This window comes from Trinickia dinghuensis, from assembly GCF_003367175.1.
In the GTDB taxonomy this organism is placed as follows: domain Bacteria; phylum Pseudomonadota; class Gammaproteobacteria; order Burkholderiales; family Burkholderiaceae; genus Trinickia; species Trinickia dinghuensis.
Genome location: NZ_QRGA01000028.1, coordinates 1 through 26115, shown reverse-complemented (window position 1 = coordinate 26115; position 26115 = coordinate 1). Strand labels below are relative to the sequence as shown.

Here is a 26115-nt window from a genome sequence, read left to right as displayed (position 1 = left end):
CCACCGTTCATTTTGTCTTGCCATAGCCTCGGTCTTCCAAATCCGCCGCGGACAACAGCTCGATTTCGCCACCACGGTCCGCTCGCCGCGAAGATGCAAGACTCTCCCCTCCGCCATCGAGTCGCTCCTGCACGGCACGCGGCAGGCGATGCGTCAACACGGTCTGCACACGCTGCGGCAGCGGCTGCTCGATCGAAACGGGCACCTCCTGACGAGGAGACCGTCCCGCTCCGCCGGCATGCTCGATGGTGGCGGCTCGCGCGTCTTCGTCGCCGGGTTCGCGTGTGCCCATTACCGGCTGCGTCGTGCCGTTCGGAACGATGATCTCCACGCGGTGAGCATCGCCGCGTAAACGCAGCGTGGGACGGCCGAAAGGCTTTTCTTTTCGCATGACGGGTTCAACCAGAGACAAATGAATAGCGCGCAATGTGCGTTCGCATGCACAATTACAATGCCGCTCGCACAGTATCGTCGCTTCAATGCCACATCGCAAATCGGCGCCTAAAATCGATTTCATCCAACTTGGAGCAATCCACTCGATGGCGTACATCTACCAAACCTCAACCATGGGCGAAGCACATATCCGCGTCGCGCTGGTAGCACGCGGCTTCGCCGATTTGCTCGTCCATCGAGTCAATTCCCTCGGCCTAGCACACGGCGATGCACTTTGGTTCATCACCAAAGACAAGCAACTCGCCACATCGTGGCTTTTCTTTACCAGCCCCGGCATGGCCGACGTCAAAATTTGTTTCGTCGACAGCTACGGGGAAGCCGGCTGGCAGACTCCACACTCATTCAAAGGCCGCTTCGGATACTAATTGCACCCACATCGTAGGCCTTTTGCCACGACAACGCCCAATAAGCACGATCTTGTAAACTCCCGTCACATTTTCACTGCCGGCTCTCGGTCTTACGGGCCTCCAGCAAGCGCGCCCGGATTATGAAAGCAAGTTGAAATATATCTTTTATTGACGCCAAAAAAAATCACCCCCTACAATCTTCACATCATTAGAGCCTCAGCATTGGGCTCATCTAAAAGAAGGGGGCGCGATTCCGTGCGAAACGCATCGGATTTCCGGCGCCCCTACGCAGCGCAATGGGGACGATAGATGGACGATTTTCTGAAACACCGTTTGATTGGTTCGTCGGCAAGATTTAAGCAAACTTGCTCGGAAATACAGAAAATCGCTTCTGTCGATGCAACTGTAATGATTGCCGGTGAAACCGGTACGGGAAAGGAAGTAGCGGCCCGCGCCATTCACTATCAAAGCCGCCGGTGCGACAAACCCTTCATTCCCGTCAATTGCGGGGCATTACCCGAAGCGCTAATCGAAAGCGAACTGTTCGGCCACGAGCGCGGTGCGTTCACCGACGCCAAAGCGGCGGCCGTCGGCCTCGTCTGCGAGGCCGACGGCGGCACGCTCTTTCTCGACGAGGTCGATGCATTGAGCTTGCGCGCGCAATCCGCGCTATTGCGCTTCCTCCAAGACAAAAGCTATCGCCGTCTCGGCAGCGGCGTCGAACGGCATGCCGATGTGCGCATCGTCGTCGCGAGCAATGCGAATTTGGAGCAGTTGGCACAGACGCGCCAATTCCGAAGCGACTTGCTCTATCGCCTCAACGTGCTGCTGCTACGCATGCCCCCGCTGCGCGAGCGAGACGGCGACAGTATCGAGTTGGCCCGAACGTTCCTGGACAGGCTCAGTCATCAGTATCGGATGCCGCCCAAGGTGCTGCACCCGGACACGCGCGCCTTCATCGCCGAATACCATTGGCCCGGCAACATCCGCGAACTCGAAAACGTCGTACACCGCGAATTTCTGATGACGGACGGAGAGGAAATTCGCTTCGGCACGGCCGCGTCCAACGTCGAGCGCACCGAAGGCAAACACGGTCTATTCAAAACTGCCAAGGCCCATGCGATTGCCGAATTCGAGCGGCGCTATCTGAGCCATATCCTCGAAAAAGCCGGCGGCAATCTCACGCTGGCGGCCCGGCTATCCGGGCAAGAACGCAGCGCCTTCGGAAAACTGGTCCGCAAGCACAGTCTGCAGAATACGAATGCAATTCCACTCTTGTCCGAGGCGCGTGCCGACGCGAGCCAATCGATGAATGCTGAAATCGCATCCCCCGTGTGCGCGGCAAAGAAATGATCGACGATGACCTAGTTCGAGTAGCGGCCGATGCCATCATGCGTTATCTGCACTCGCATCCCCACAGCGCCGATACGGTCGAAGGCATCCACGAATGGTGGATCGACTGGCCGTCGATGCCTGAATCGCTCACGATCACGCATATCGCGCTCGTGCGACTCGAAGCAGCCGGCTTGTTGGAATGCCGGCGCGTGTCGAATCGGGAAGTCTGGCGCTTGAGGCAATCGCAGTCCGATTGAGCGAACGATGACGAGGCGCATCGCAAAAGCACGAGATGGCGATGGCGGACGCGCCACTCGCGCGCAGCGTCAGACCGCCTTGACGGGCACCCGTCGAGCCAATGCACACATCAGCTCATATCCGATCGTGCCGGCCGGCGCGGCCACGTCATCGATCTTCACCTGATCGCCCCAGAGTTCGACCTTCGAGCCGATGCCCGCAGCCGGACACGGCGTGAGATCAACGGTAATCATATCCATCGATACGCGCCCCACCACACGCGTGACGATGCCGTCGACTGCAATGGGCGTTCCCGCCGGCGCGTGCCGTGGATAGCCATCGGCATATCCGCAAGCGACGACACCGATCCGCATTTCACGATCCGCGGTGAATGCCCTCCCATAACCGACCGTCTCATCGGCGCGCAAGGTCTGCGTCCCGATGATTTCGCTGACGAGGCTCATCGATGCGCGCAGCGGAACATCGGCGATATCGCGCGAAACACCCGACGGCGAACCGCCATAGAGAATGATGCCCGGCCGAACCCAATTGCGGTGAACGGCTTTGTGCCATAGGACGGCCGCCGAATTAGAGAGGCTGCGCTGTCCGGGAATACCGCCGCTTGCCGCTTCGAACCGGTTCATCTGCCAATCGATGTCGCCTGCGTCGGCACTGGCGAAATGGCTCATCAGCGTAATCTCGCGAATGGACGGCGCCGCATGCGCCCGCTCCCACGCTGCACGGAACGTGTCGGGCGTGTAGCCCAGGCGGTTCATCCCCGAGTTCATCTTCAGGTAGATGTCGATCGGCCGGCTGCGCTTCGCGGCGGCGATGAGATCGAGCTGCTCGTCGCAATGAACGGCTACCGTCAATCCGAGTGCGTCGGCCATTTCGGCGTCCTCGGGCTTGAACACGCCTTCAAGCAGGAGAATCGGCTTCTTCCATCCGAGCTCGCGGACGCGCACGGCTTCGTCCAGATCGAGCAGCGCGATGCCGTCGGCCGCGGCGAGCGCGGGATAGATGCGTTCGATCCCGTGACCGTAAGCGTTCGCTTTGACGACGGCCCACACCTTAGCCGGCGCCGATCGTTGCTTGATGACTTCGAGGTTGTGCCGGACAGCATCGACGTGAATGTAGGCCGTAATCGGACGGGGCATGGCGATCCTTTAATGCGAAAAGAAATGAGGCTTGGCTCGAGGCGTGCGCGAGCCGACTCCGCGCGGTGGAGTCACCCGCGCGATCCCCCCAGCAGCATGAGAGAGAAACGCGCCCTGGGGCGCGTGCTTCGAGCCGGCTAACCGAGTTCGAAATCGGCGGGCGCGGCCGGCTCGTCGGCGTATCGAAAAACGTTCAGGTCGTCGAAGCGAATGGCCGGCTGCTTGCCCGAGATGAGATCTGCGAGCAGTTGAGCGGAACCGCACGACATCGTCCACCCGAGCGTGCCGTGCCCCGTGTTCAGAAAGAGGTTCTGCAGTGCCGTACGGCCGACGATCGGCGTGCCGTCGGGTGTCATCGGGCGCAGGCCGGTCCAGAACGTCGCCTTCGCCGTGTCGCCTCCGCCGGGGAAAAGATCGTTCACGCACATTTCTAGCGTTTCGCGCCTCGCTTCACGCAGGCGCTTGTCGAAGCCGACGATCTCGGCCATGCCGCCCACGCGAACGCGATTATCGAAGCGCGTGATCGCGATCTTGTATGTCTCGTCGAGCACGGTGGAAACCGGCGCCGCGGCTTCATCGGCGATCGGCGCCGTAATCGAGTATCCCTTGAGCGGGTAAACGGGGATCTTGACGATGCTGGAAAGAAACTTGGTTGAATAGGATCCGAACGCAACGACGAACGCATCGGCATGGATCAGCTTGCCGCCATGCTGCGCGCCCACCACCGCACCGCCTTCGACGACGAGGCCATCGATGCTGGTGTTATAGCGGAAGCTCACGCCGGCTTTTTCGGCCAGGGCGGCAAGGCGAGTGGTGAACAACTGGCAGTCGCCCGTTTCGTCGCCGGGCAAGCGCAGCCCGCCCGTCAGCTTGTGCGCGGTGGCGGCAAGGGCCGGCTCGGCGCGCGCCAGCTCCGATCGAGAGAGAAGCTCGTAGGGAACGTTCGCCTCTTTCAGCACGGCGATATCCTTCGCGGCGCCGTCGAATTGCTGCTGCGTGCGAAAGACCTGGAGCGTACCGCCCGTGCGGCCCTCGTACTGGATGCCGGTGTTCTCTCTCAACACCTTGAGGCAGTCGCGGCTGTATTCGGCCAGCCTGACCATTCGGTTCTTGTTGACGGCATAGCGTTCGGCCGTACAGTTTTGCAGCATTTGCCACATCCACTGAAGCTGAAACTGCTTGTCCTCGTCGTCGGGACGAATCGCCAGCGGGGCATGCTTCTGGAACATCCATTTCACGGCTTTCAGCGGAACGCCCGGCGCGGCCCAAGGGGACGCGTAGCCCGGTGAGATTTGCCCGGCGTTTGCAAAGCTGGTCTCGAGCGCCGGACCGGCTTCGCGGTCGATGACCGTCACCTCGTGCCCGGCGAGCGCGAGGTAGTAAGCGCTCGTCACTCCAACAACCCCGCTGCCCAGCACGACGACTCGCATAGTCACTCCGATGGCTTCGTTGCCCTGAAATCAAATGCTTTTCACTGCCATCTTGGAAGATCCTAGGCAGTGAGCGCATCATATTGATTTCTGAGCAGTTTTATTTAATGTCTTTTATCCATTTTTTGGTGATAGTTACTACCCGCAGCTGGTGCCGGTAGACGCTGACAGATGACCGGAGATCGGCGCGATACAGTGGACGGAACAGCGGCACGCTCATTTGCGATGCGGCGTTTCTTGCCTCTGCATTGCACGCCATCGACGGAATCGACCTTCAATCCGTGCAATCAACCATGCAACCAGCAGAGCCAGCAGCAAGCTGGCCGCCAGCAACGTGCCGGTGAGAACGGCATTGGTTTGTTCCTCGCCGACGGCGCCGAAGAGCCGGAAAAGCGGCTCCACCAAGTCCCATCCGCCACCGTTTGCAAACCAAGGGGTGAGAAACGCAAGCCAAATGATTCCCGCCAGGATCACGGAGGTCAGCACCAAGGTCAGTGCAATGTAGGCAATCTTTCGCATTTCATCGTCGCGCAGTAATCGACATGCCTCGCACCGAACGAGGCACAATCTCGGATCCTCAAGCATTCGAGTGAATGCAAACCGTCAGGACAGTGCCCTATGAAACATACCGTCGCGTTGACATTGGTGGCCGCGGTGGCCATTGCGACCACAAGTGCGCCCGCGCAAGCCCAAGCTTCCAGCGGCGATGCAACGCCCAAACAGCCGTGTGAGATTGGGTATGTCACGGGCGTCGGGGGTTCAGCGCAGAGCTTTCGCGAGTATCTCGCGAGTTCCAACAAGTATCGCTACCTGGCCGACAACCCGATCCAGTGCAAGGTATCGCAGGGCCAAGGCCGCACCTCGGACTGCACCGGGGTGACAAACCTCGAACACGCGCAGGTCAGCGTTTTCGACGACTCGGATCCCGCAACGATGACCGTGGTCGCACGCGTGGAGCTTGACCAGGGAACATACCCGGCGATCATCGTCGTGCGCAGGCAGGACGTCCAATGCGAACACTAGGGAAGAAAAAAGAAAGAGAGCGGTGGCGGCCTGCTCGCCGCCCCCGAACGCGCCGGTGCTAAAAGATTACCGGTTAACTTCGTCGAGCAGCGCCGCGGTCGGAACCTGCATGATCATCGAGTAGTAAGGCCTATATCCGTCGATGGTCATCACGACCTTGCATGGGATGCTGGATCGGCCTGCAAGCAGGCTGTCGACATCAGCCTTGCTTAAAGCACGATCGGATGCGCCGCCATCCAGCGTCTCGCTGAAATTCAGCTCGGTTGAATAAGCGAATGGGAGCTGTCTTCCCTTCCCCGCTTGGTCGGCCGAAACGGTGCTGCCTCGCATGAACCTTCGCAGGGAGAACGCGTGATCGATGGAGAAATCGGTGTCCTCATCCAGGGAGCAGATCAACCAATGGCCTACGACGGGCAGCTTGTCGGTATAGGGCGCGGCAAGAAATCCCTTGTTTGACACGAACGTGAGCTTGTAAGCGTAGCCCGTCCTCTCAAATCGAACGAAGCTCACGGATGCGGGCAGCGCTTGCAATTGCTGGACGCAGCCCGCGCACACCAGCATCAGCGGCAGGAGCAGCAACCTGTTCACGCGATCATTCATTGAAGGCGGCAGCCGTCAGGGTGAGCCGAGCCCGAAACGGCCGAAGCTCGCTCACTCGAGGAACACGTATCGCGCGAAGTAAGGCGATTCGCCCTTATCGTGCTCTTTCACGCAGGGTGTGCTCGGTGCCGTGCCGCCCACCGTATCGATGCGGCGAACGTATTGCACTTTCGACAAAAGCCCCGTGCCACTGTGCGCGGTCACGCTCAACAGCAGCCATGGGATCGCTCCGGGCGTCGGGCTCGGCGCTTGTGCGGCCACCTTTGCCTTGATTGCGCTGCCATCCCCGGCGCGCCATGTCGGCCCCGCGAAGTGATGCACGGTCAGTTGGCCGCGATCGTCATACAGGCTCGCGAGCGGACTTTTGAATTTCCATCCAAGTTGATGCGCAGCATCGTATTCGCACGCGTAGACCTGTACCCCCGTAGCGGTCAGCGTCTTGATCTCATGGGTGCCGGAGGGCGCATCCACGGCCGAGGCAGCGTCCGCACTTGCGTTCGGGGATTGCACGAGCGCAAAAGGCACCGCAGCGGCGATTATCCAATGCCGGAAATCGAATTTCTTGGAATGGCGTGAAAGGCGCATGTTTGTCCTTGGCGTTGACAGACGGCGACGACGGGCAATCGTACGCCATTTGGCGAGACTCCGTGTGCTCACGCGAACGCCCGTACTCCACGTCGATCGCTGCCCGCTCTCCCCGAAAATCGGGAAGCCCGGGCAGTCAAGGCATGCTTCAATCGATCGGCCGCCCCGCCGTCTCGCGAATGAACGGCAGCGGCAGCAGGGACACCAGACCGCACCCGATCAAGTACCAGGCCGGCGCCAGCGTATTGCCGGACAGTTGAATCAGCCAGGTCGCGAAGAACTGCGCGAAGCCGCCGAAGATCGACACACCGAGGCAATAAACGATCGACATTCCCGTCGCGCGAATCTCACGCGGAAACATCTCGGGCAGCATCACGATATTGGGCACGGCCGTGAATGCAACGAGCACGCCCAGCCCAGCGACCACCGCCAGCAGCACGGGCACGGTCGGCACGGCATTGATGACCATAAACGCGGGATACACCGCCGCGATCAGCAATGCGCGCGAGATCCACAGTACGCGCTTGCGTCCATGGCGATCCGAGAGCGAGCCGGCGAACGGCGAGCAGATCGCCGTAACGAACGCCGCCGTCCACGATGCCCACAACGCGAGCGACATCGGCATATGCAGGATCTTGATGGCGTACGTCGACAGATAGAACAGCACGATGTAGTTCGCCGCCGTGCCGCCGATCGTCGTCACGACGCCGGTCACGATCACGCCCCAATGCGTGCCGAAGATCTCGCGTAGAGGCCGAGCAACGGCCGATACCTCGATCGCTTGCACCTCTTCCGAAGACGCAGGCACCGACAGCGTTTCATCGAGATGCCGCCGAATGTACACGCCGATCGGCCCCATCGCCATGCCGATCACGAACGGCACGCGCCAGCCCCAGCTTTCTAGTGCATGCGTCGACAGCATCGCCGCGAGCGCGACGCCAAGCAGCGAGCCGACCACCGTGTTCAGGCCCTGGCTCACGAACTGCCAACTGCCATAGAAACCGCGTGTGCGGTCGCTGCCATATTCCAGCAACAGCGACGTCGATGCACCGATTTCGCCGCCCAACGCGAAACCCTGAATCAGCCGGGCCAGGATGACGAGCACAGGTGCTGCGAGTCCGATCGCTGCATACGTCGGGGCGAAAGCAACGATCGCGGAGCCGAGGGTCATCAGCCAGAGCGTGAGGCTCATCGCCGCCTTACGCCCCGCCCGGTCCGCATAGGCACCGAGCACCACACCGCCCACGGGCCGCATGATGAAGCCGACGCCGAACGTGCCGACCGCGAGCATCAGTTGCGCAAGCTGCCCTTCGACGGGGAAATACAGCTTTCCGATAATCGTCGCGAAGAAGCTATAAATCGTGAAGTCAAAAAATTCGAGACCATTGCCGAGCGTGATTGCGGCGATCGCTTTCGCGTGGCTGACGCGCCGCGGTCGAGCGTCGCTCGCCGATGCGTTCTCTTTGGGTGAGGAAGCCGATGCGGCGGTATAGGCCATGACTGTCTCCCGAACGCATCAGGACAGAAATGCCTGCGCGAGACGCACCCAGTAGGCAGCGCCCGTCGCGAGGCAATCGTCGTTGAAGTCGTAGCCGGGGTTATGGACCATGCAACCGCCCTCGCCGTCCCCATTGCCGATGATCAGATATGAGCCTGCGCATTGTTCAAGCATGAACGCGAAGTCCTCGCTGCCCGTCAGCGGCTGCATGTTCTCGATCAGACCGTTCTCGCCGACCCACTCGCGCGCGACCTGCATGGCGAAGGCCGTCATCCGCGCATCGTTGACGAGCACGGGATAGCGGCGCCGATAGTCGATCTCGGCGCGAGCGTGATAGACGGCCGCTTGCCCGTGAACGACTTCCTGAATGCGCGCCTCCAGATAGTCGCGAACTTCGGGCTTCAATGCGCGAACCGAAAGACGCATTTCCGCCGCTTCGGGAATCACGTTCGGCGCTTCGCCCGCGTGAATCGCGCCGACGGTGACGATCGCCATATCGAGCGGCGAGACATTGCGCGACACGATGGTTTGCAGCGCCAGCACGATCTGCGAACACACGACGACGGGATCGACGGCCTTGTGCGGCACGGCTCCGTGGCCGCCGCGCCCCGTCACCTTGACGATGACCGTATCCGAGGACGCCATGAACGGTCCCGGCAAAAAGCCGAACTTGCCCGTCGGATAACCGGGCATGTTGTGCATCGCGAACACGGCGTCGCAGGGAAACGTCTCGAAGAGACCGTCTTCGATCATCTTCTTCGCCCCCGTGAGGCCTTCTTCGGCGGGCTGGAAAATCACGTTCAGCGTGCCGTCGAACGAGCGTTCCTGTGCGAGGTGCTTCGCCGCGGCAAGCAGCATCGCGGTGTGGCCGTCGTGCCCGCACGCGTGCATCTTGCCGGGCAGCTTGCTCGCGTACGGCAAGCCCGTCTCTTCGTGGATGGGCAGTGCGTCCATGTCGGCGCGCAGGCCCAGCTTGCGCTCACCGCTGCCGACTTTCAGTTGTCCGACGACACCCGTCTTACCCAGCCCGCGTGTCACCGTATAGCCCCATTCGATGAGCTTCGCGGCAACCAGATCGCCCGTGACGTGCTCCTCGTAAGCCAGTTCGGGATGCGCGTGAATCTGACGGCGCAAGGCAATCATTTCTTCCTCGAGACCGGCGATGCCGGCTGGAATGACCATCGTGTTCACGCTGCTGTCTCCATGAGTCGTTTGTGCACTCACGATAGCCAATCGTTTTTTTGACGGGCAGACGAGAAACGGTTACGGTGGCAACCAACAGTTGCCGTCCGCGGTGCCACCCTGCATACATCCGACAGATGAAACTGCACCAACTGACCACGATCGCCGCGATTGCCGAGACCGGGAGCATTCGTGCCGCGGCGCGCCAAATGGGTCTCTCGCCCGCCGCCGTGACCAAATCGGTGCGCGAACTCGAAGCCGATTTGCGCGCGCCGCTCGTGATTCGGGGCACGTCGGGCATCGCGTTCACCGAGTATGGGCGTGCGCTTGTCGTGCACGCGCGGCTGGTGCTCGGGCAACTGGCGCGCGCGGAAGCGGAACTGGAAGCGATGCGCGGCGCAGCCGCGGGCAAGTTGTCGATCGGCGTGACGCCATGGCTTGCACTGACGTTTCTGCCGGAAACGGTCACTCGCTTCAGGCGGAAGATGCCCGAGGTGCAGTTGGAATTTTTCGAGGGATTATTGGCTGTCGTGCAGCCGCGTCTGCGCGACGGCAGCCTCGACTTTTCGATCGGCCGCCCATCGCCTGCCTCGCCGCAATCGGAGTTTCATAACGTCCCGCTCTTTTCGACGCATTCGGCCGTAGTCGCGCGACGCGGGCATCCGCTTAGCGAGGCCCGTACGCTGCATGAGTTGCAAGATGCCGAGTGGGTGTTGAACTGGGACCCGGCGAGCCGAGAGTCGATGGCCGACAATTTGTTCCGCAAGCGGGGCGTGAAAATCCCCCATACGATTCATCTTGCCCATTCGTTCGCGATCGTGCTGGGCCTGCTTCAGCAGACTGATCTCCTGAGCATCTTTCCGTGGCCGCTCATCGAGGTGAGCATCGCGAAAGAGAATTTGCGGGCATTGCCGCTGCGCGAGATCGTCGATGAAACGACGGTCAGCATTACCTCGCGCCGCGGCGTGCCCGTCAGCCCGGCAAGTACCTGCTTTATCGAATGCCTGCGGGAAGTGATCGATGAAGGCGCGCGGTCGCGGGACGCCGACCGCCGGCGCCTGTTCCACTCCATCGAATTGCTGTTTTAAGCGCCTCGCAGCGCCGGGGCAAATCCGATCAGCCCAAGAACCGGCCCCGGCAACAGCAGCCACGCCACATCCAGTCCGACATGCTCGAACAACATCGTTGCGGCTGAAATCGACACGACGGTGATCGCAAAGCCTATCGAATTCTGAATAGCCAACGCGCTTCCAACCAGCTCTCGCGGGCAAGCCTTCGCCGACAATGCGGAAAACTGGGGCGAATCGGCAATGACAGCTGCGCCCCAAATCAACAGCAGGATGAAAAGCGCGGGTGCCGGCATCGTGCGCCAACCCAGCGCGAATACCACGCTGCACGCGCCGGAGAGCGCGAGCGCGCCCGCGGCAACTCTGGCGCTCCCGACACGGCGAGACAGCATGCCGCCGAACAAGCATCCGAGCGCACCGATGCCGATAATGCAGAACGACAACCCGGGGACACCGCCGACGTGAAGCCGGTGCGCGAGCGACGCGCGGGAAACGAACAATGGCACCATCGTCCAGAATGCGTAGAGTTCCCACATGTGGCCGAAGTAGCCGAGTGCTGCGACTCGGAACGCCGGAAGACGGAACGCGGCGACCACAGGTGGAGGGGTGCCGCTCCGATTGCGTGCCTCACCCGAGCGGCGGCTCGCGGGCCCGCGCAAATGCGGACCGTCGCCGAGTATTCGGATCATGCATGCACCGAGCAGCGCAAGGACGGAAGACGCCGTTATGACGTCCTGCCACGGCAAACTCGCGCCCACGGCCCTCAATGCATGAGGCAAGCCCGTCCCGATCGTGAGCATCGCGACGAGTTGAGCCAGCGCGGCCCCTGCCCTGTCCGGCGCCCAACTGACGATCAGCTTCATTCCTATGGGGTAGATGCCTGCGAGACACACGCCCACGAGGAAGCGGAAGATCGCGCCGCTGACGATATCTCCCGCGAGCCAGGCAAAGCATGCGTTGAAGAACGCCCCCAAGATGGCGCTCGAGACAAAGATCGTACTTGCGCGAAATCGGTCGGCCATACCGCCGACCGACATGCTCAAAGTCCCGAGTATGAACCCTGCCTGCACAGAACTCGTCAGCCAGCCGATGTCCACGGCGCTCGCATGCCATGACTTCATCAGGTCTGCGGCCGCGCTATTCGCACTGAACCACAGCGACGTACCAAACAACTGAGCAATGGAAATGGTCGACACCGGACCGAGCCGATTGACGAGCAACCCGCGGGCGCCACCCATCCCAGTCTTAGTCAGGCTCATTTGATTTCCTCGCGCGCGTCGCCACGAATTCGAACATCGATTGACGTACCGGCGCCGCGTCGGAGTGTTGCGAATGCGTGCAAAACCATCGATCCGAATGCTATCGACCGACGCGCTCGAGCGCTTGCGCCAAATCGTCGATGAGATCGTCGGCGTTCTCGAGCCCCACCGATACGCGAAGCAAACCCTGCGGCGTCTTGCTCTCGGGCCCCTCGATCGACGCACGATGCTCGATGAGGCTTTCGACTCCGCCGAGGCTCGTCGCCCGCGTGAAAAGATCGACGTGGCCTGCAACAGTCATCGCGGCGTCCTTTCCCCCCGCGACTTCGAACGACAGCATCCCGCCGAAGTCGCTCATTTGCCGAGCCGCCAACGTGTGGTACGGGTTATCTGGCAGCCCCGGATAATGAACGACCGAAACCTTGGGGTGCTCGTGGAGATAGGCTGCGATCTTTCGCGCATTCGCGCAATGGGCCTGCATCCGATAAGCCAGCGTCGGCAAGCTGCGCATCACAAGCCAACAGTCGAACGGGGACGGCACGCCGCCGCCGAACAGTTGCGCCTGGCGCACTTGAGCGAACGTCTCGTCTTGCTCGAGCCCAATGACGGCACCGCCGAGCACGTCGCTACGCCCTCCGAGATACTTCGTCATCGAGTGCATCACCATGTCGCAGCCCAGCTTGAACGGCTGCTGCAGCACGGGCGACGCAAACGTGTTGTCCGCGATGGCGCGTGCCCCGGCTCGATGCGCGAGGTCTGCCACCGCCGCAATGTCCACGCACTGAAGCAGCGGATTGGACGGCGTTTCGATCCATACGATTTTCGTCGCCGGACGAAGGGCACGGGAAACCTCGTCGAACTGCGTCATGTCGACGAAGCTCGTTTCAATCCCCCACTTGGCAAAAAGATGCTTCAGAACATTGGCCGTGCCGTGATAAATGTCGGCGGGAGCCACCACATGATCGCCCGGCTGCAGTCCTTGGAAGATGGCCGTCACCGCGGCTAGGCCCGAACCGAACGCGGCGGCGGCGGCACCTCCCTCGAGAGCGGCCAATGCGGCTTCGAGCGCATTGCGATTCGGGTTGTGGTTGCGCGTGTAGATAAAACCGTGCGGATAACTGCCATCCGCGCCGCGCTCGAAGGTGGTCGACAAATGAATCGGCGCAATGACCGCACCGGTGGCAGGGTCGACCTCGTGGCCGGCGTGAACGGCAAGGGTCTCGAATCGTGTCGAAGGCCATGATCAGCAAGATCGAGCGAGGCGAAGCGAGCCCTACCGCGACGGTGCTGGGCAGGCTCTCCGGCGCGTTCGGATTACAGCTTTCGACATTGCTCGCGCTGGCGGAGCAAGCCGGCTTGAGGGTCAGCCGAGCCGGCACTCAACCGGTTTGGCAGGATCCCGAGACGGGCTACACGCGGCGCGTGATTTCGCCTTTGAATGGTTCGGTGCTCGAGTTGGTAGAGGTCAGCTTACCGGCGGGCACACGCGTTTCATATCCGCCTTCGGCTTTCACCTTCCATCATCAGCAAATCTGGGTAACGCCGGGAACGTTGGTGTTCGAGGAAGGGGACACGGCCCATGTCCTCGACGCGGGCGATTGCTTGCAGCTTGGGCCGCCCGTCGAGTGTACCTTCGTCAATCAAACGCGAGATGCGTGCGTCTATGTGCTCGCTCTCGTGAAGCGATAGCAGGGCTGGCGCCGCCAGCCATTCTCCCGCGGCTCTCTCCGAGCCCCCGCTAGGATATTCATTTCAGGCCATTCGGCGGAAGCGTTTCCCCTTCCTCCGCTCCTCCACCCGCTTTTCATAATTATCGACACTCCATTAAATCAAAGGCACAAAAAAGCGACATCCCATCATAAATACCCGCCTTCGAAATGATATTTAACAATCACCCCCAATCCGTTGATCATATTGTTACCCGCCCAGTTTCATGAAAGTATAGTTCTTATTTAATTAGGGTGAATTCGAACAGGCATTCCGAAAGGGAATCTCAACCATACTGATGAGGGGTGGGTGTGATGAATAGCATACGGAGTACTGACTCTTCTGTTAAGTTAAAGCCAATGATGTTGTTTGTGCTGAGCGCGGTGGCGACACTGTGTGGTGCACCTTCATTGGCGAACGCCGGTACGCCTTCGCTGCCCAGCGGCGGGCACTTCATTGCGGGTAGCGGCTCGATCACCGGCAACAGCGCCGGCACCACGCTGACGATCAATCAAAACACCTCACGCGGCGTGATCGATTGGGATGGTTTCTCGATTGATGGCGGCCACCGCGTGAACTTCAATAACGGCTCCGGCGCTACGTTGAACCGCGTCACCGGCGGCGATCCCTCTCTCATCGTAGGCGCGCTCACGGCCACCGGCAGCGTCTACCTGATCAATCCGCAAGGCATCGTCGTCGGCCCGACCGGAACCGTCTCCACTGGCGGACGCTTCGTCGCCTCAACGCTCGATGCCGATAACACCGCGTTCATGAATAACGCACCGCTGACGTTAACTGGCAGTTCGAATCATAAAGTCATCAACCTCGGCAAGATCGGCTCGAGTGGCGGCGACGTATTTCTCGTCTCGGCCAATGAAGTCGATAACTTCGGCAGCATCTCTGCCCGCAAGGGCACGGCCGAGCTAGATGTGGGCCGACAGGTCCTGCTGCAGGATTCATCGAGCGGCCAGCAAGTCTTCGTTCAAACGAGCAGCGAAGGCACGGTGCGAAATACAGGGGCCATCAAGGCAGCGCAAATCAGCCTGCAAGCGGCCGACGGCAATATCTTCGCCCTTTCGGGCAACCACGAAGTGCTCCGGGCCACCGGCACCACCACGCGTGACGGCCACATCTGGCTCGTGGCCGATACCGGCACCGTGGATTTCGGCGGCGAGGTCGAAGCGAAGAACCATGATCGCAGTGGAGGCACCGTCGATATCAGTGCGGGCAACTTGATGCTGTGCGACTGCGGCCCCACCGTATCGGCCGGCGTCTGGAACATCACCACGCCGAGCTTCGTCATCGGCGATACCGCTGCGCTCGCGTTCTCGCACAGCCTTAATGCCGGCACGTCCATCAACTTGCAAACGACGGGCGCATCCGGTCAAAGCGGCAACATCGACGTGGCGTCGAACCTCGCCTGGCATGGCGCGGCGTCGCTCAACCTCGCCGCCTATCACTCGGTGTACATCGACAAGGGAGTCGTCAAGAACCGAGGCACCGGCAACCTGACCTTGCGCGCGGATGCAACAGCGATCGACAACGGCGGCACCGTCGCCAACTTCAGTGCCATCGACTGGTCCAAGAGCACCGGCAGCGTGAGTGCCTATTACGATCTAAACGGCAGCTACCGTGCCGGCACGCAGCTCGCTAACACGTCATGGACAGCCCCGGCCTACAGCGGCCTGCGCACGCAGTTCACGGGCTACCAACTCGTCAATGCGTTGGCCGACCTCGAGAACATCGGGAACAATCTCGCCGGCAACTACGCGCTCGGAAAAGACATCGACGCAAATGGAAATAGCATAAACCCCCTAGGATCGTTTGCGGGCCAATTCGACGGTATGGGGCACACGATCAGTTCGTGGTCGATCCAAGGGCAAAGCGGACAGACGGTGGGTTTGTTCTCGTCCCTAGGTCAAGGTTCGATCGTGCGCGACCTAAACGTCAACGGCAGCGTGTTCATGAACCAAGGTGACGACTTCGGATCGTCTGGTGTCGAAGGAATCCTGGCCGGCGACAACGAAGGGACCATCTTGCGCGTCAACACGTCCGGCAGCCTCGGCGTCGGAGGCTGGTTCTATGATTCCACGACGGCGGGTGGAATCGCGGGCGTCAACCACGGCACCATCTTGCGTTCGTCAAGCAGCGCCACGAACAACGCCGGCGGGCCGATGGGCGGGCTTGTCGGCGAGAATGACGGCCTCGTCAGCCAATCATTTGCCTCGGGGTCGGTGTCGGCGGCGGCCTTTGGTGCTCACGGCGAAAGCTCCGTCGGAAGCCCAGGGGGGCTCGTCGGCACCAACAATGGGACGATTACTCAATCTTATGCGACGGGCTCGGTGGGAATCGGGTGCAATGAATACTATTGCGGTAATGGCGCAGCGCTCGTGAATACCAACCACGGGACAATCAGCCAGTCGTTCGCAACCGGTGGAGGAACCCCCGATGGCGTTGCCGCACAGAACAGCGGCACGATCGCAAGCGATGTGTACTGGAACAAGGACACGACAACAGCGGCGATCGGTGTTGGATCCGGCACCCCGGTTGCAGCCTCGAACGGGCTCACCACCGCTCAGATGAGCAACCCCGCAAGCTTCACGGGTTGGAACTTCGGCTCCGGCGGCGATTGGGTCATGCCCGCCGGCGCGACGCACCCCGTGCTGGCGTGGCAAGTCAGCTCCCCTGCTTCGCAATAAAAGCGCTCAGCCCTTCGTCGACAGCAAGACGGAGGGCTGATCTCGGCGCAACGCTTTAAGCACCGCTATTTATCGATCGCCGGCACCATGCCATCGAGCCACAAAACATGGTCTGCGTAGGATTGAAGGTCAGCGGACAAGGAGTTCTGCGCGCCGTTGAGCCAGAACTCCTTGTGCAGCCCGGACTTGATATAGGAGATGGCGTCCTCGAAATCACCGTCGCCGGCAGTCAAGATGAGGCGGTCATACACGCCTTGGACGGCCAGCCTGATGATCAACGTCGCGATGCCAACGTCGACGCCCTTTTGAACCCGGCGGTCGAAGTGGTTCTCGCACCTCGGACATTTCAGGTGTAGGTCTTTGAGCTTGTACAGCTGGACTCGCATCTTCGGCCCGCGAGGCGGCGCACTTTTCAGCCACGTGTGAAACCCGTCCCACGCATCGGTCGCCGGATCGGGCGTCGAGTTCAGGTAGTAGGACTCGTAGATCGCCTCTCCGGTTGCGGCCTCGAGTTCATTCTTCAGCTTGAGGTAGTCGACACCGTTCGGTCGCCCTTTGCCGTAGCTGTAAAGATATGCACCGTCAACGATCCAAACTGTTTTTCCTGCCATAGCTGCCTCGTATTACGTGCTTCCTCAACTGTTTTCTGGGTCCGCGCCGCGTGCCACACGGGATAAGTAAGTTGACGCCGGTGCCGGTAGTGACGAACGAGTTTAACCGCTCTCCACTCAAGGTTGATAATGAAGCCTTCGCCAAGCACGCCGATTGCCCGCGTGCTTGGCGCGCTAATCGATCAATGGAGAACGGCTTGGATTCGACTCAACGCGTCCGTGCGATTCTTTCCTTCGTCCAGGCCGCGGACGCGGGCAGCTTTGCCGCGGCAGGGCGCGTGCTCGGCGTGACCTCGGCGGCGGTCAGTAAAAACGTCGCCAGTCTCGAGAAGGCATTGGGTGTGCGCCTCATGAACCGCACGACGAGAACGCTCAAGCTCACCGAAGAAGGCAGCGCCTTTCTTCGGCAAGCTCGCGTCGCCCTCGATGCGCTCGACACGGCGATCGATACCGTGTCCGCACAGCGGGCCGCACCCAGCGGACGCGTTCGAATTTCGACGAGCGTCGCCTTCGGCCAAGAGCATTTGATGCCCGTGCTGCCGCAACTGTTGTCGCGCTATCCGGCGCTGTCGGTCGACGTCGATTTCGACGATCGAGTGGTCGACCTCGTCCGCGAGGGCTACGACGTCGTGATCCGAGGCGGAAACATTCCGGATTCGGCTCTGATCGCGCGCCCGATCTTTCATTTGAATCGCGTGCTGGTTGCATCGCCGGACTATTTGGCGCATCACGGTGTGCCGCGTGCGCCACACGAACTGCGTGCGCACAGGGTGATCGCGCGGCGGTTCCTAAGCGGTCAGATTTCGCCGTGGAGTTTCAAGGCGGAAGACGGCAGCCTGACTACGTTCGACCCGAGCGACACCGCGGTACTCACGTTGTCCGCGCCCGAATCGCTCGTTCGAGCCGCATGCGATAGCGCGGGGATCGCCCAGGTCGGCGTCCATCTCGCCTGGGCGCACCTTCGCTCAGGGGCGCTCAAGGTCGTGCTCCATCGGCAGCATCAGCCCGGGAACTACGAGATGGTCTTGCAGTATCCGCACCGGGCGTTATTGGCGCCACGCGTCCAGGCAACGCTCGATTATCTGCAGGAAGCGTTCGCGAAAGACGAAAGGCTGCACATCCCGCTGAACGCGTTGCGCGCTTACGCAGCGTGACGCGGATTTGAAGATTCGTCCGGATACCTCGCTGGGAGAACGCAGGCGCCCTCCCTCCTATTGGTGGCCGGAAGCGCGACGGTGCCGACCGACAGTCTCACGACAACGGGCGGCACCCTCGGGCTACGCGCACGTGGCGCGCCTCATTCGCCTTTGGCGGGGCGGCCCGTCTTCACGGCTTCGAGCGCCGAGATCGCTGCCAGCAGGCGCTTCGGCGGCGCCGCTTCCAGCAGTTGGAGGCCTGCGCGCAGCAATTCGCTTTTCTTGACCGCCACGCCGGCGTCGAGGCACTTGCGCTTGAGCAGCGCGATGCGCTCGTAATCGGTCTGGGGCATCGTGAAACTGTCACGCACGACCTTTTCTTTCTTCGCGCGCTTGAGCTTGCCCTTTCCGGACTCTTCACCGGCGACGGCGTCCGCGGTTGCGCTAACGGCCTGCGTCCCGTTCGGTGCGGACTTCGGTACGGACTTCGCGCGCTTGGACTTGCCCGCTTCGGCTTCCCCGGCGGGCTTCGCGGATTTCGTTGCGTCCACTTCCGCCGCTTGCGGCTTCGGAAGTCGGGACGTCTTCTTGGTGGTCTTGCTTGCGGCTTCGGCGGTCATGGTCACCTCTCGGTCTAGAAACGGTATATACAGTATATATTGTTTTTACCGCACCGGGAGCCACGCAAAGATCGTGACATCTTGATGAAATACTGGAAAATGTCGCGCGGCGCATCGCCCTCGCTTCCCTATATCGCCAGCCTCCGCCGTTCTGTATTAGGATGCTCGGCAATGTCAGGGATCGCCCGATACGCCGTCGCCTCGAGCGTGCCTCGAAAACGTCTGGAGCATAAGCAGGAGTTCGGTTTGAAGAAACGCGCCACCGTGATCTGTCGCAGAGGTAAGCGAATCCTCTTGGTCGCACGCAGTCAATCTGAATCGAAGTGGGCTTTGCCGGGCGGGATCCTCAAGCGCGGAGAACGCCGCTTGGACGCCGCCCTCCGAGAACTCAAGGAAGAAACACAACTATCGGGGAAGTCGGCCAGGCACCTGTTCGACTTCCGCGGCAAACAAAAGCATCACCATGTGTTCTTCTGCGAAATTTCGGATCGTGCCAAAGCGCGCCCGAGCAACGAAATATCCCGGTGCCGCTGGGTTCACGTGGACGACATCGCTCGCCTCATCACCAGCCGGCCGACGACCGATATCGTGAAGCTCATCGGTCAGCGGCGCAGGAAGTAGCCTTGCGATCGACCGGGTCGCGTTGCGACGGGGGTCGATCGTGCGCAACGATTGCACGGAGGCCACTCAACGCTCAATCCAGCGGGCTTATTCTATATCTTCTTTGGTCGATCACCTTATACATCACAACAAACGGAAATTTATTCAATAACCAAATTATTAACGACTCGTTATTACAGTAAATTTCCTCGGGCCCGATGGTTTCGACCGCCTCCAAGGTTAAATTGTAGTCACCATCGAATTCCAAATGACAGTCCACCACCCACTCGCGCCGCAAGCTCATCGAAATAGCGGGATCGTGGATGGCCAGCGTCTTTTTGTAGCGCTGATCGTCGATCAACGCCTCCCCCACCTGGACGAAATCATCCAAGCATAGGCTGCCGGTGACGTATCTCTCCCACGGCAAAATCGCGCGAACGCCCGAGCAGTCTTTGCAGTAGTCAGGTCTCGCCCTGCTATTTTCGTGGTGCACCAGCGTGAGCACTTTGATTAGAGACTGATCCTCGACCAAGGAACGCAAATATTCCAGGCAATTGATCAGCGTTCGTCCGACGCCCGCCATATCCTCCACGAGCAGAATCCTCTTGCCCTCCGCGACGCAAGCGTTAATGGTGAAAAACACTTCCTCATTCTTTATTTCAGCCCGGGCTTCACGGCGGCTGTAGTACACGAAATCCACGGGAACGCCCAACATTTGGGACAGCATGAGCGCAGGAATGCCGCCTCCGCGCAAGACACCCAAAATCAAGCCTACCCGATCCTCGACCAACTCCTCTCTTTTGGATAGACAAAACGTTTCTATTTCGTCGTATCCGTAGAAGTAGGCGGGGAATTTTGCAAATTCCGTGTCCATCTATCTTTCACCCCATTCAAGGACGCAAAATAGCCGACCAACCGACTTGACGGAACAGCCTCACTCCAATTGGACGCCGTCTCAGGCGTCATCTTGCTTTACTCGGGCATCTTACGATATTGCGGCTCGATTGCGCCACGAACGCGACAATGAGTGCGATTCAAAACGTGTGAAAATCGACCTCGTCGTCGAATCCGATTTCCGCCAGGCGTGCGGCGGCATCCAGCAGATGCGCACCGGCCGACGTCAGTACCGGACGGCGCCGCTCGCCGACAGGCGACTCGAGCGAGATGAGCCGGCAATCCATGAGCGTATCGAGTTCGACGCGCGTCATGTCGATCTGGTCGGGCGCGCTACGGACGAGCATCAACGTGGACAATTCATGTGGACTCAGCATGGGCTTTTCCTCCGCCGAGATGTAGGGCGAGTTATTCAGGTTCAGCGCATCCTCACGAGCGTGATCGCATGCTCGGGGCACGCCGATACACATAGTCCGCAGGCTCGGCACGCGTCCGCGCGCGGCGTGTAGGCGACTTTCATGCCGTGCACGCGCAGCTTGAACCGTTGCAATGGGCGCAGCTTCTGGTAGTCGGTCGCATCGATGCGGCGAATATCGAATACATTCTCGGGACAGACGGCCGCGCAATCCGCTTTGCCTTCGCAGCGGGCGAAATCGACGCTAGGCACGATGACACCGGGCTCCTGTTTGCAGGAAGCCGAGACATTCCGTGTCATAGGCCGGTCCCCTCGCTCCCGCGCGGTGCCGGTGCCGAATCATTGCGAAGCCGCTCGCGCTCCTGCTCGGTCATCCGTTGCCAGTGCTGCCAATGCCCGTGCCGATGACAGCCGCCGCGTCCGCGGAATCCGCCGAATAGGATCCGGCAAAGGACGAGCAAGCCGATCGCGCGCGGATAATCGATCGCATGCGCGCCGACCACGAGGGTCGGGATGATCCAATTCCACAAACTCATGACGATCCAGCCGACCACCACGATGATCAGCACGATCAGCGGCACCTTGATCAATAATTTCCGGCGAAACTTCATTTCTCTCTCCTTCGGTTCAAATCTCGAGTCCGTCGTAGGACGATTGCAAACGCTCGCGCAGATGCAGCACCGCATATCGCTTGCGCGCGAGCAGCGTATTGATGCCGACGCCGGTCGCGGCCGCCATTTCCTTGAAGCTGCACCCATCCAATTCGTGGGCGATGAAGACCTCCCGCTGGTTGGCGGGCAACTCGTCGAGCGCGGCGTGCAGCGTATCGAGCAGCGCCGCGCGTGCGTAAGCGGCTTCCGGTCCGGCATCGGCCGAGGGCAACGCGAGATCTAGGCGATACTCGCCGTCGGTTTCGTCCGTATCGGCCGCAACATCGGGCAGAGGCACTTCCTTCTTCTTGCGGAAACGGTCGACGATTCGGTTTCTAGCCACGCGAAACAGCCACGCGCCAACCTGCTCAAGGGGGTCGGGCAGCCGCCAAGCCTCCACCAGTTCTTCGAAAACGTCCTGAAGAATGTCTTCGGCTTCGTCTTGATCGATGACGCGCCGGCGGATGAAATTGCGCAGCCGCGGGCGCTCGCGAGCGATCGCGTCGGCGATCTCTCGGTTCTGCTCGGTCAACGGAGGTGGAGTGTTCGGTGGGGCCATACCCGTGATGACGATCCGGGAGGCGAAATATTGTGGTGCGGGCGGCTCGATCGTGAAATTTTATTTATTGCCGCCCGGCTCGGCCTATCAACGCATATCAGCGCATATCAATGCCAATCGTCCATTAGGCGGACCTTCACCTTCTTGCCCTTCACCTTGCCGGCGCTGAGCTTGCGCACCGCTTCGCGCGCGATGCTGCGTTCGACCGCGACGTAGGTCGAAAATTCGGTCACGTTGATCTTGCCGATCTGTGCGCCACTGAAGCCGGCTTCCCCGGTCAGCGCGCCGAGCACGTCGCCGGGACGAATCTTCTCTTTGCGTCCGCCGAGGATCTGCAGCGTTTCCATCGGCGGCCGCAGCGGTGCGGTGTCCGGGGCCTCGAGTTCGGCAAGCGGATGCCATTCGACATCGCGCTTTTGCGCCTGCTCGATGCCGCCGACCCGCCCCATTTCGTTCATGCTGGCCAGACTCAAAGCCCAGCCTTCCTGATCCGCACGCCCGGTACGGCCGATCCGATGCACGTGCACTTGGGGATCGGGCGTCACGTCGACGTTGATGACCGCTTCGAGCTGAGCCACGTCGAGACCGCGCGCGGCGACGTCGGTGGCGACCAGCACCGAACAGCTGCGGTTCGCGAATTGAATCAGCACCTGATCGCGTTCCCGCTGATCGAGTTCGCCGTGCAATGCCAGCGCATGAAAGCCCTGCGCGCGCAGCACGTCGAGCAGGTCTCGGCATTGCTGTTTCGTGTTGCAGAACGCTAGCGTGCTCACGGGACGATAGTGATTGAGCAACAGGCCGACGGCGTGCAGCCGCTCGTCCTCCGTCACTTCGTAGAAGCGCTGGCGGATTTTAGTGTCGTCGTGGCGCTCTTCGAGCCTCACTTCCTTCGGGTTGCGCAGGAATCGCTGGCTCAGTTTGGCGATACCTTCCGGATAGGTCGCGGAGAACAGCAACGTTTGACGCTCCTTGGGGCATTGACTCGCAACTTTCGCGATATCGTCGTAGAAGCCCATGTCGAGCATCCGGTCCGCCTCGTCCAGCACGAGCGTATTCAGTGCATCGAGGCCAAGGGTGCCGCGCTCCAGGTGATCCATGATGCGGCCGGGCGTACCGACGACGATATGCGCGCCATGTTCGAGGCTGGCGGTTTGCGGCGCCATCGGCGTGCCGCCGCACAGCGTCAGCACCTTGATGTTTTCCTCGGCGCGCGCGAGGCGGCGGATTTCCTGCGTGACCTGATCGGCAAGCTCCCGGGTCGGGCATAGGACCATCGCTTGCACGGCGTAGCGGCGCGCATCGAGCCGTGCCAGCAATGCGAGCGAGAAGGCCGCGGTCTTTCCGCTGCCGGTCTTGGCCTGCGCGATGAGGTCATGCCCGGCGAGCGCGACCGGCAGGCTCATCGCCTGGATCGGCGTCATGGCGACGTAGCCGAGCCGATCTAGATTGGCGAGCACGGCGGGCGCGAGCGGGAGCTCGCTGAAGGATGTAGCTGTGGGTTTGTTTGTCATGTCGTGCGTCGTTCTATGCGGCCGTAAGGCTGCATTATCGCATCCGACATCGCGCCCGAGGCCGCCTTGAATACCGTGCTTCGCCGCAGCCGGCTAGAGGTCGAACCCCAACTGCTGTCTTCCAAGCTCCGTCAGAGCGCCCTCCGTCGCCCGGCCGGAGAAGTCAGTCTCGAAGTGATCGGCCGGAAAGTCAGGCGGGCTCTCGCCCTTCAGGAAGGCCGGCAATTGCCGCTTCAGATATTCGTCGTTCTTCGAGCACCCAGGCGCGGCTGCGATGTACATCACGTTGCTGTAGCCGGTCCCGCGATGGGCGTCCTCGACCGCATGAATCACGTCGCTGTGCCAAAAAACCGTATCGCCGGGCTGCATCAGCGGAATGGACGACAGCGCTTCCTGCAAAGGTGCGTGCCATTTTGAATTGATCGACAAGGCACGGCCCGGCATCGCACCGCACAGATCATCGTCGGCAACGTCGTCCTGTAGCGCCCGCAGCAGGATATAAACCATCGCGTTCGCGATCGGCACCAGCTGCAAGGTGCCGTCGCCCGGCCCTTGCTGCGTGAGCGCTGTCCACCCCTGGAACGTCCGAAACATCGAACAGACGGCCGGCGACGGGATCTCGCGCGCTTCGGGCCGGTACGCCGCATCGAACGCATCGTAGCGGTGCCACTCGCCGCTGAACACATGCCGGTAGACGCGGCGAAAATTCTCGTCGAGCCATCGCTCGACGGACCCGCCGTCGCAATGCGCGGAGAGCCCGAGCGACTCCGAACCGGGCGGGCGCCGGCGCAGGCGATCGGCGTACGCAGGCGCGCGCTCGGGATCGAAGTGAATCCGCCCTTCGCTCTCCCATTTCCATAACCGATTCAGAAACACGCGCGTGGCCGTCAGCTCCGGCGACTGGCGCGCCTCCATCTGCGGGCCGGACCAGTAAATGCCGTAAATTTGCGGCTTGCTCGATGCCAGATCGCCGAAATACTTGTCCTCCGCCCGATGCGCGAGCTTTCCGTCCAGACGATTGCTGTCGACGTAGTCGGCAATGGCCTCATCCCACTTCGCTGCCCGCTGCGGGTCGAATACGCCGCGCACCACGCATGCGCCGCAATCCTTGATCGCCGCAATCGCAGCCTCGCTCACTTGCCCCGCCGCGATGTCCGCGTACCGGATTTCCGGAATCACCGGTTCGCCGCGCCGCCGCTTTTCCACGATGACATCGGCCTTGCGCCGGATGTCGGCCTCGACCTGAGCGAACACGGCCTTGTAGTTGGGAAGACACTCGCGCAATTGCTTCTTCGCCGCGCGAATGGCGGCCGGCAGGTCTTCGATATGCAGGGATTCCACGGGGTGTCTCCAAATGTCCGGTAGTGGGCATAGATTAGCCGCGGGCACGCTTTAAAAGAGATACGATTAGGACAATCTCTTTGCGCTTTCAGACATGAAGCCGACGTACGAACACGTCACGATGGATGCGGGATGCTCCATCCGCGTTTACCACCGGAAACTGCCGCGGATACCGTTCGAATGGCATCACCATCCCGAGTACGAACTCACGCTCACGATGAACAGCCGAGGCAAGCGCTATATCGGCGACTCGGTGGCCGAGTACGAGGGCAACGATCTGGTGCTCGTGCCGCCGGACCTGCCGCACACGTGGGCCTCGAACAAATCGATCGACGCGGGGGTCCCACAGGTGGCGATCGTCGTCTGGTTCAGCGGCGACTGGGCGCGCCGCATCGCCGACTGCTGCCCGGAATACGAGCCGCTTCGAACGCTGCTGCGCCGCGGAGCATCCGGCCTCGCATTCGCTCCAAAGGCCCGATCGGCCGTCGTTCGGCGGCTCGACCGCCTGCTGTCGAAGTCGCCGAGGGAGCGCTTGAGCGTCGTACTCGATGTCTTGTGCGAGTTGGCGGACATGGAAGCGGCGCCGCTCGCCTCCCCGGCCGCGTTCGATCAGGAACAGGTGGGACGGCCGTCAGGCTACGAGCCCGAACGTCTGAACCGCGCGCTGAGCGTCATCGACGCGCGGTTCGCCGAGCGCCTGACATTGCGCGAGCTAGCCGATGCAGCGACGCTTTCCGAGCGGACGCTCAATCGCTACTTCGTTCAGCACCTCGGCGAAAGCGTCGGCAAGTACTTGAATCGTGTTCGCATCGGCCACGCGTGCCGGATGCTAGCCGGTACCTCGTGGCCGATATCCGTCATCGCCGCGCGCTCGGGGTTTCCGAACGCCGCCAACTTCAATCGGCAATTCCGTGCGATGAAGCAAACCGCACCCGCCGCTTATCGGAAAGCGTTTGCAGGGGCGAGCCAGGCAGCGGACGATCCGCTGCCGCTCGAAGCCAGATCGCCTTCGCTGGAAAGCGGCGAACGCGCGGGCCAAGTCAACCGAGCTGTTTTGCCGAAGCGGGCGAAGCCTGGATAGCAGCCACATCCGCCACGAGCATCGCCGTCATGTTGACGATGCGGCGCACCGTCGCCGATTCGGTCAGCACGTGCACGGGCTTGGCCGCGCCGAGCAGGATCGGCCCGATCGCGATGTT

General features: G+C 61.2%; 30 protein-coding genes. 10 read left to right on the top strand and 20 right to left on the bottom strand.

Features of this window, described 5'->3' with window-relative positions:
- Positions 1-7: 7 nt before the first annotated feature.
- Complete coding sequence (locus tag DWV00_RS32445; protein ID WP_147298028.1) at positions 8-550, bottom strand: hypothetical protein; 543 nt, start codon at positions 548-550, stop codon at positions 8-10.
- Between DWV00_RS32445 and DWV00_RS32440 the strand changes: the two genes are divergently transcribed.
- The 3 genes from DWV00_RS32440 (at position 540) to DWV00_RS32430 (ending at position 2392) form a co-directional block, all read left to right on the top strand.
- Positions 540-818 (top strand): 7(1) septoil knot domain-containing protein, encoded by a 279-nt coding sequence (locus tag DWV00_RS32440; RefSeq protein ID WP_115537716.1) that lies wholly within the window; start codon positions 540-542, stop codon positions 816-818. The genes DWV00_RS32445 and DWV00_RS32440 overlap by 11 nt on opposite strands.
- Before the next feature lie 291 nt (positions 819-1109).
- Complete coding sequence (locus DWV00_RS32435; protein ID WP_115537715.1) at positions 1110-2153, top strand: sigma 54-interacting transcriptional regulator; 1044 nt, start codon at positions 1110-1112, stop codon at positions 2151-2153.
- Entirely contained in the window at positions 2150-2392 is a 243-nt protein-coding gene (locus DWV00_RS32430) for a hypothetical protein (protein WP_115537714.1), read from the top strand. The genes DWV00_RS32435 and DWV00_RS32430 overlap by 4 nt, the downstream gene beginning before the upstream one ends.
- Positions 2393-2461: 69 nt before the next feature.
- Here DWV00_RS32430 and alr read toward each other — a convergent pair whose 3' ends face one another.
- The 3 genes from alr to DWV00_RS32415 all read right to left on the bottom strand — a co-directional run bounded on the left by alr (position 2462) and on the right by DWV00_RS32415 (position 5478).
- Complete coding sequence (alr, locus tag DWV00_RS32425; RefSeq protein ID WP_115537713.1) at positions 2462-3529, bottom strand: alanine racemase; 1068 nt, start codon at positions 3527-3529, stop codon at positions 2462-2464.
- 137 nt (positions 3530-3666) lie between these two features.
- Positions 3667-4959: a D-amino acid dehydrogenase gene (locus tag DWV00_RS32420; protein WP_115537712.1), complete on the bottom strand. Its 1293-nt coding sequence runs from the start codon at positions 4957-4959 to the stop codon at positions 3667-3669.
- Positions 4960-5175: 216 nt separating this feature from the next.
- Positions 5176-5478, bottom strand: a complete 303-nt coding sequence (locus DWV00_RS32415) for a hypothetical protein (RefSeq protein WP_115537711.1) — start codon at positions 5476-5478, stop codon at positions 5176-5178.
- Positions 5479-5577: 99 nt separating this feature from the next.
- Here DWV00_RS32415 and DWV00_RS32410 point away from each other — a divergent pair, with 99 nt between their 5' ends.
- Positions 5578-5982 (top strand): hypothetical protein, encoded by a 405-nt coding sequence (locus DWV00_RS32410; RefSeq protein WP_115537710.1) that lies wholly within the window; start codon positions 5578-5580, stop codon positions 5980-5982.
- A 66-nt stretch (positions 5983-6048) separates the two neighbouring features.
- Here DWV00_RS32410 and DWV00_RS32405 read toward each other — a convergent pair whose 3' ends face one another.
- The 4 genes from DWV00_RS32405 to DWV00_RS32390 form a co-directional block, all read right to left on the bottom strand.
- Positions 6049-6570: a hypothetical protein gene (locus DWV00_RS32405; RefSeq protein WP_147298027.1), complete on the bottom strand. Its 522-nt coding sequence runs from the start codon at positions 6568-6570 to the stop codon at positions 6049-6051.
- Positions 6571-6633: 63 nt separating this feature from the next.
- On the bottom strand, positions 6634-7053 hold the full coding sequence (locus DWV00_RS32400; RefSeq protein WP_181885655.1) for a DUF3455 domain-containing protein: 420 nt from the start codon (positions 7051-7053) through the stop codon (positions 6634-6636).
- Between the two features lie 262 nt (positions 7054-7315).
- Positions 7316-8665 carry an MFS transporter gene (locus DWV00_RS32395; RefSeq protein WP_115537707.1) on the bottom strand — a complete coding sequence of 450 codons (1350 nt, stop codon included), beginning with the start codon at positions 8663-8665 and terminating at the stop codon, positions 7316-7318.
- An 18-nt stretch (positions 8666-8683) separates the two neighbouring features.
- On the bottom strand, positions 8684-9856 hold the full coding sequence (locus tag DWV00_RS32390; protein WP_115537706.1) for a M20 aminoacylase family protein: 1173 nt from the start codon (positions 9854-9856) through the stop codon (positions 8684-8686).
- A 128-nt stretch (positions 9857-9984) separates the two neighbouring features.
- Between DWV00_RS32390 and DWV00_RS32385 the strand changes: the two genes are divergently transcribed.
- Entirely contained in the window at positions 9985-10935 is a 951-nt protein-coding gene (locus tag DWV00_RS32385) for a LysR substrate-binding domain-containing protein (RefSeq protein ID WP_115537705.1), read from the top strand.
- Here the strand turns inward: DWV00_RS32385 and DWV00_RS32380 are convergent.
- Entirely contained in the window at positions 10932-12173 is a 1242-nt protein-coding gene (locus tag DWV00_RS32380) for an MFS transporter (RefSeq protein WP_245965126.1), read from the bottom strand. The two genes, DWV00_RS32385 and DWV00_RS32380, sit on opposite strands and share 4 nt — an antisense overlap.
- A gap of 100 nt (positions 12174-12273) precedes the next feature.
- On the bottom strand, positions 12274-13341 hold the full coding sequence (locus DWV00_RS32375) for a trans-sulfuration enzyme family protein (RefSeq protein ID WP_245965131.1): 1068 nt from the start codon (positions 13339-13341) through the stop codon (positions 12274-12276).
- A 71-nt stretch (positions 13342-13412) separates the two neighbouring features.
- Between DWV00_RS32375 and DWV00_RS32370 the strand changes: the two genes are divergently transcribed.
- Positions 13413-13862: a helix-turn-helix domain-containing protein gene (locus DWV00_RS32370; RefSeq protein ID WP_115537703.1), complete on the top strand. Its 450-nt coding sequence runs from the start codon at positions 13413-13415 to the stop codon at positions 13860-13862.
- Positions 13863-14239: 377 nt separating this feature from the next.
- On the top strand, positions 14240-16579 hold the full coding sequence (locus DWV00_RS32365) for a two-partner secretion domain-containing protein (RefSeq protein ID WP_245965125.1): 2340 nt from the start codon (positions 14240-14242) through the stop codon (positions 16577-16579).
- 65 nt (positions 16580-16644) lie between these two features.
- On the opposite strand, the gene DWV00_RS32360 is transcribed toward DWV00_RS32365, so the two are convergent.
- Positions 16645-17190, bottom strand: coding sequence for an NYN domain-containing protein (locus tag DWV00_RS32360; protein WP_115537702.1), 546 nt, complete (start codon positions 17188-17190; stop codon positions 16645-16647).
- Positions 17191-17387: 197 nt separating this feature from the next.
- Between DWV00_RS32360 and DWV00_RS32355 the strand changes: the two genes are divergently transcribed.
- Entirely contained in the window at positions 17388-18344 is a 957-nt protein-coding gene (locus tag DWV00_RS32355; RefSeq protein WP_245965124.1) for a LysR family transcriptional regulator, read from the top strand.
- A gap of 143 nt (positions 18345-18487) precedes the next feature.
- On the opposite strand, the gene DWV00_RS32350 is transcribed toward DWV00_RS32355, so the two are convergent.
- Positions 18488-18946 carry a hypothetical protein gene (locus DWV00_RS32350; RefSeq protein WP_115537700.1) on the bottom strand — a complete coding sequence of 153 codons (459 nt, stop codon included), beginning with the start codon at positions 18944-18946 and terminating at the stop codon, positions 18488-18490.
- 246 nt (positions 18947-19192) lie between these two features.
- Here DWV00_RS32350 and DWV00_RS32345 point away from each other — a divergent pair, with 246 nt between their 5' ends.
- A complete protein-coding gene (locus tag DWV00_RS32345; protein ID WP_115537739.1) occupies positions 19193-19567 on the top strand; it encodes an NUDIX hydrolase in 375 nt (124 codons plus the stop codon).
- Positions 19568-19640: 73 nt separating this feature from the next.
- On the opposite strand, the gene DWV00_RS32340 is transcribed toward DWV00_RS32345, so the two are convergent.
- The 7 genes from DWV00_RS32340 to DWV00_RS32310 form a co-directional block, all read right to left on the bottom strand.
- Positions 19641-20420: a phosphoribosyltransferase gene (locus DWV00_RS32340; protein WP_115537699.1), complete on the bottom strand. Its 780-nt coding sequence runs from the start codon at positions 20418-20420 to the stop codon at positions 19641-19643.
- A 160-nt stretch (positions 20421-20580) separates the two neighbouring features.
- On the bottom strand, positions 20581-20817 hold the full coding sequence (locus DWV00_RS32335; protein ID WP_115537698.1) for a hypothetical protein: 237 nt from the start codon (positions 20815-20817) through the stop codon (positions 20581-20583).
- 41 nt (positions 20818-20858) lie between these two features.
- The gene (locus DWV00_RS32330; RefSeq protein WP_115537697.1) at positions 20859-21155 is read right to left on the bottom strand and encodes a 4Fe-4S dicluster domain-containing protein; all 297 of its coding nucleotides are present in this window, start codon (positions 21153-21155) and stop codon (positions 20859-20861) included.
- Positions 21152-21466 (bottom strand): hypothetical protein, encoded by a 315-nt coding sequence (locus DWV00_RS32325; RefSeq protein ID WP_115537696.1) that lies wholly within the window; start codon positions 21464-21466, stop codon positions 21152-21154. The genes DWV00_RS32330 and DWV00_RS32325 overlap by 4 nt, the downstream gene beginning before the upstream one ends.
- A 16-nt stretch (positions 21467-21482) precedes the next feature.
- The gene (locus DWV00_RS32320) at positions 21483-22064 is read right to left on the bottom strand and encodes an RNA polymerase sigma factor (protein WP_115537695.1); all 582 of its coding nucleotides are present in this window, start codon (positions 22062-22064) and stop codon (positions 21483-21485) included.
- 107 nt (positions 22065-22171) lie between these two features.
- On the bottom strand, positions 22172-23575 hold the full coding sequence (gene dbpA / locus DWV00_RS32315) for an ATP-dependent RNA helicase DbpA (protein WP_115537694.1): 1404 nt from the start codon (positions 23573-23575) through the stop codon (positions 22172-22174).
- Positions 23576-23668: 93 nt separating this feature from the next.
- Entirely contained in the window at positions 23669-24916 is a 1248-nt protein-coding gene (locus tag DWV00_RS32310; RefSeq protein WP_115537693.1) for a DUF1479 domain-containing protein, read from the bottom strand.
- Between the two features lie 94 nt (positions 24917-25010).
- Here DWV00_RS32310 and DWV00_RS32305 point away from each other — a divergent pair, with 94 nt between their 5' ends.
- The gene (locus DWV00_RS32305; protein WP_115537692.1) at positions 25011-25997 is read left to right on the top strand and encodes a helix-turn-helix domain-containing protein; all 987 of its coding nucleotides are present in this window, start codon (positions 25011-25013) and stop codon (positions 25995-25997) included.
- Here DWV00_RS32305 and DWV00_RS32300 read toward each other — a convergent pair.
- Positions 25957-26115 (bottom strand): phosphate acyltransferase (locus tag DWV00_RS32300; protein ID WP_147298026.1); only part of this gene is annotated, 159 nt, incomplete at its 5' end. The two genes, DWV00_RS32305 and DWV00_RS32300, sit on opposite strands and share 41 nt — an antisense overlap.

Excerpts from the sequence above, each read along its gene's own strand:
- DWV00_RS32415 (WP_115537711.1), bottom strand. The coding sequence starts at position 5,478 with ATGCGAAAGATTGCCTACATTGCACTGACCTTGGTGCTGACCTCCGTG.
- alr (WP_115537713.1), bottom strand. The coding sequence starts at position 3,529 with ATGCCCCGTCCGATTACGGCCTACATTCACGTCGATGCTGTCCGGCAC.
- DWV00_RS32365 (WP_245965125.1), top strand. The coding sequence starts at position 14,240 with ATGATGTTGTTTGTGCTGAGCGCGGTGGCGACACTGTGTGGTGCACCT.
- DWV00_RS32410 (WP_115537710.1), top strand. The coding sequence starts at position 5,578 with ATGAAACATACCGTCGCGTTGACATTGGTGGCCGCGGTGGCCATTGCG.
- DWV00_RS32360 (WP_115537702.1), bottom strand. The coding sequence starts at position 17,190 with ATGGCAGGAAAAACAGTTTGGATCGTTGACGGTGCATATCTTTACAGC.
- DWV00_RS32385 (WP_115537705.1), top strand. The coding sequence starts at position 9,985 with ATGAAACTGCACCAACTGACCACGATCGCCGCGATTGCCGAGACCGGG.
- dbpA (WP_115537694.1), bottom strand. The coding sequence starts at position 23,575 with ATGACAAACAAACCCACAGCTACATCCTTCAGCGAGCTCCCGCTCGCG.
- DWV00_RS32350 (WP_115537700.1), bottom strand. The coding sequence starts at position 18,946 with ATGACCGCCGAAGCCGCAAGCAAGACCACCAAGAAGACGTCCCGACTT.
- DWV00_RS32320 (WP_115537695.1), bottom strand. The coding sequence starts at position 22,064 with ATGGCCCCACCGAACACTCCACCTCCGTTGACCGAGCAGAACCGAGAG.
- DWV00_RS32335 (WP_115537698.1), bottom strand. The coding sequence starts at position 20,817 with ATGCTGAGTCCACATGAATTGTCCACGTTGATGCTCGTCCGTAGCGCG.
- DWV00_RS32340 (WP_115537699.1), bottom strand. The coding sequence starts at position 20,420 with ATGGACACGGAATTTGCAAAATTCCCCGCCTACTTCTACGGATACGAC.
- DWV00_RS32435 (WP_115537715.1), top strand. The coding sequence starts at position 1,110 with ATGGACGATTTTCTGAAACACCGTTTGATTGGTTCGTCGGCAAGATTT.
- DWV00_RS32325 (WP_115537696.1), bottom strand. The coding sequence starts at position 21,466 with ATGAAGTTTCGCCGGAAATTATTGATCAAGGTGCCGCTGATCGTGCTG.
- DWV00_RS32445 (WP_147298028.1), bottom strand. The coding sequence starts at position 550 with ATGTACGCCATCGAGTGGATTGCTCCAAGTTGGATGAAATCGATTTTA.
- DWV00_RS32395 (WP_115537707.1), bottom strand. The coding sequence starts at position 8,665 with ATGGCCTATACCGCCGCATCGGCTTCCTCACCCAAAGAGAACGCATCG.
- DWV00_RS32430 (WP_115537714.1), top strand. The coding sequence starts at position 2,150 with ATGATCGACGATGACCTAGTTCGAGTAGCGGCCGATGCCATCATGCGT.
- DWV00_RS32330 (WP_115537697.1), bottom strand. The coding sequence starts at position 21,155 with ATGACACGGAATGTCTCGGCTTCCTGCAAACAGGAGCCCGGTGTCATC.
- DWV00_RS32370 (WP_115537703.1), top strand. The coding sequence starts at position 13,413 with ATGATCAGCAAGATCGAGCGAGGCGAAGCGAGCCCTACCGCGACGGTG.
- DWV00_RS32440 (WP_115537716.1), top strand. The coding sequence starts at position 540 with ATGGCGTACATCTACCAAACCTCAACCATGGGCGAAGCACATATCCGC.
- DWV00_RS32305 (WP_115537692.1), top strand. The coding sequence starts at position 25,011 with ATGAAGCCGACGTACGAACACGTCACGATGGATGCGGGATGCTCCATC.
- DWV00_RS32380 (WP_245965126.1), bottom strand. The coding sequence starts at position 12,173 with ATGAGCCTGACTAAGACTGGGATGGGTGGCGCCCGCGGGTTGCTCGTC.
- DWV00_RS32420 (WP_115537712.1), bottom strand. The coding sequence starts at position 4,959 with ATGCGAGTCGTCGTGCTGGGCAGCGGGGTTGTTGGAGTGACGAGCGCT.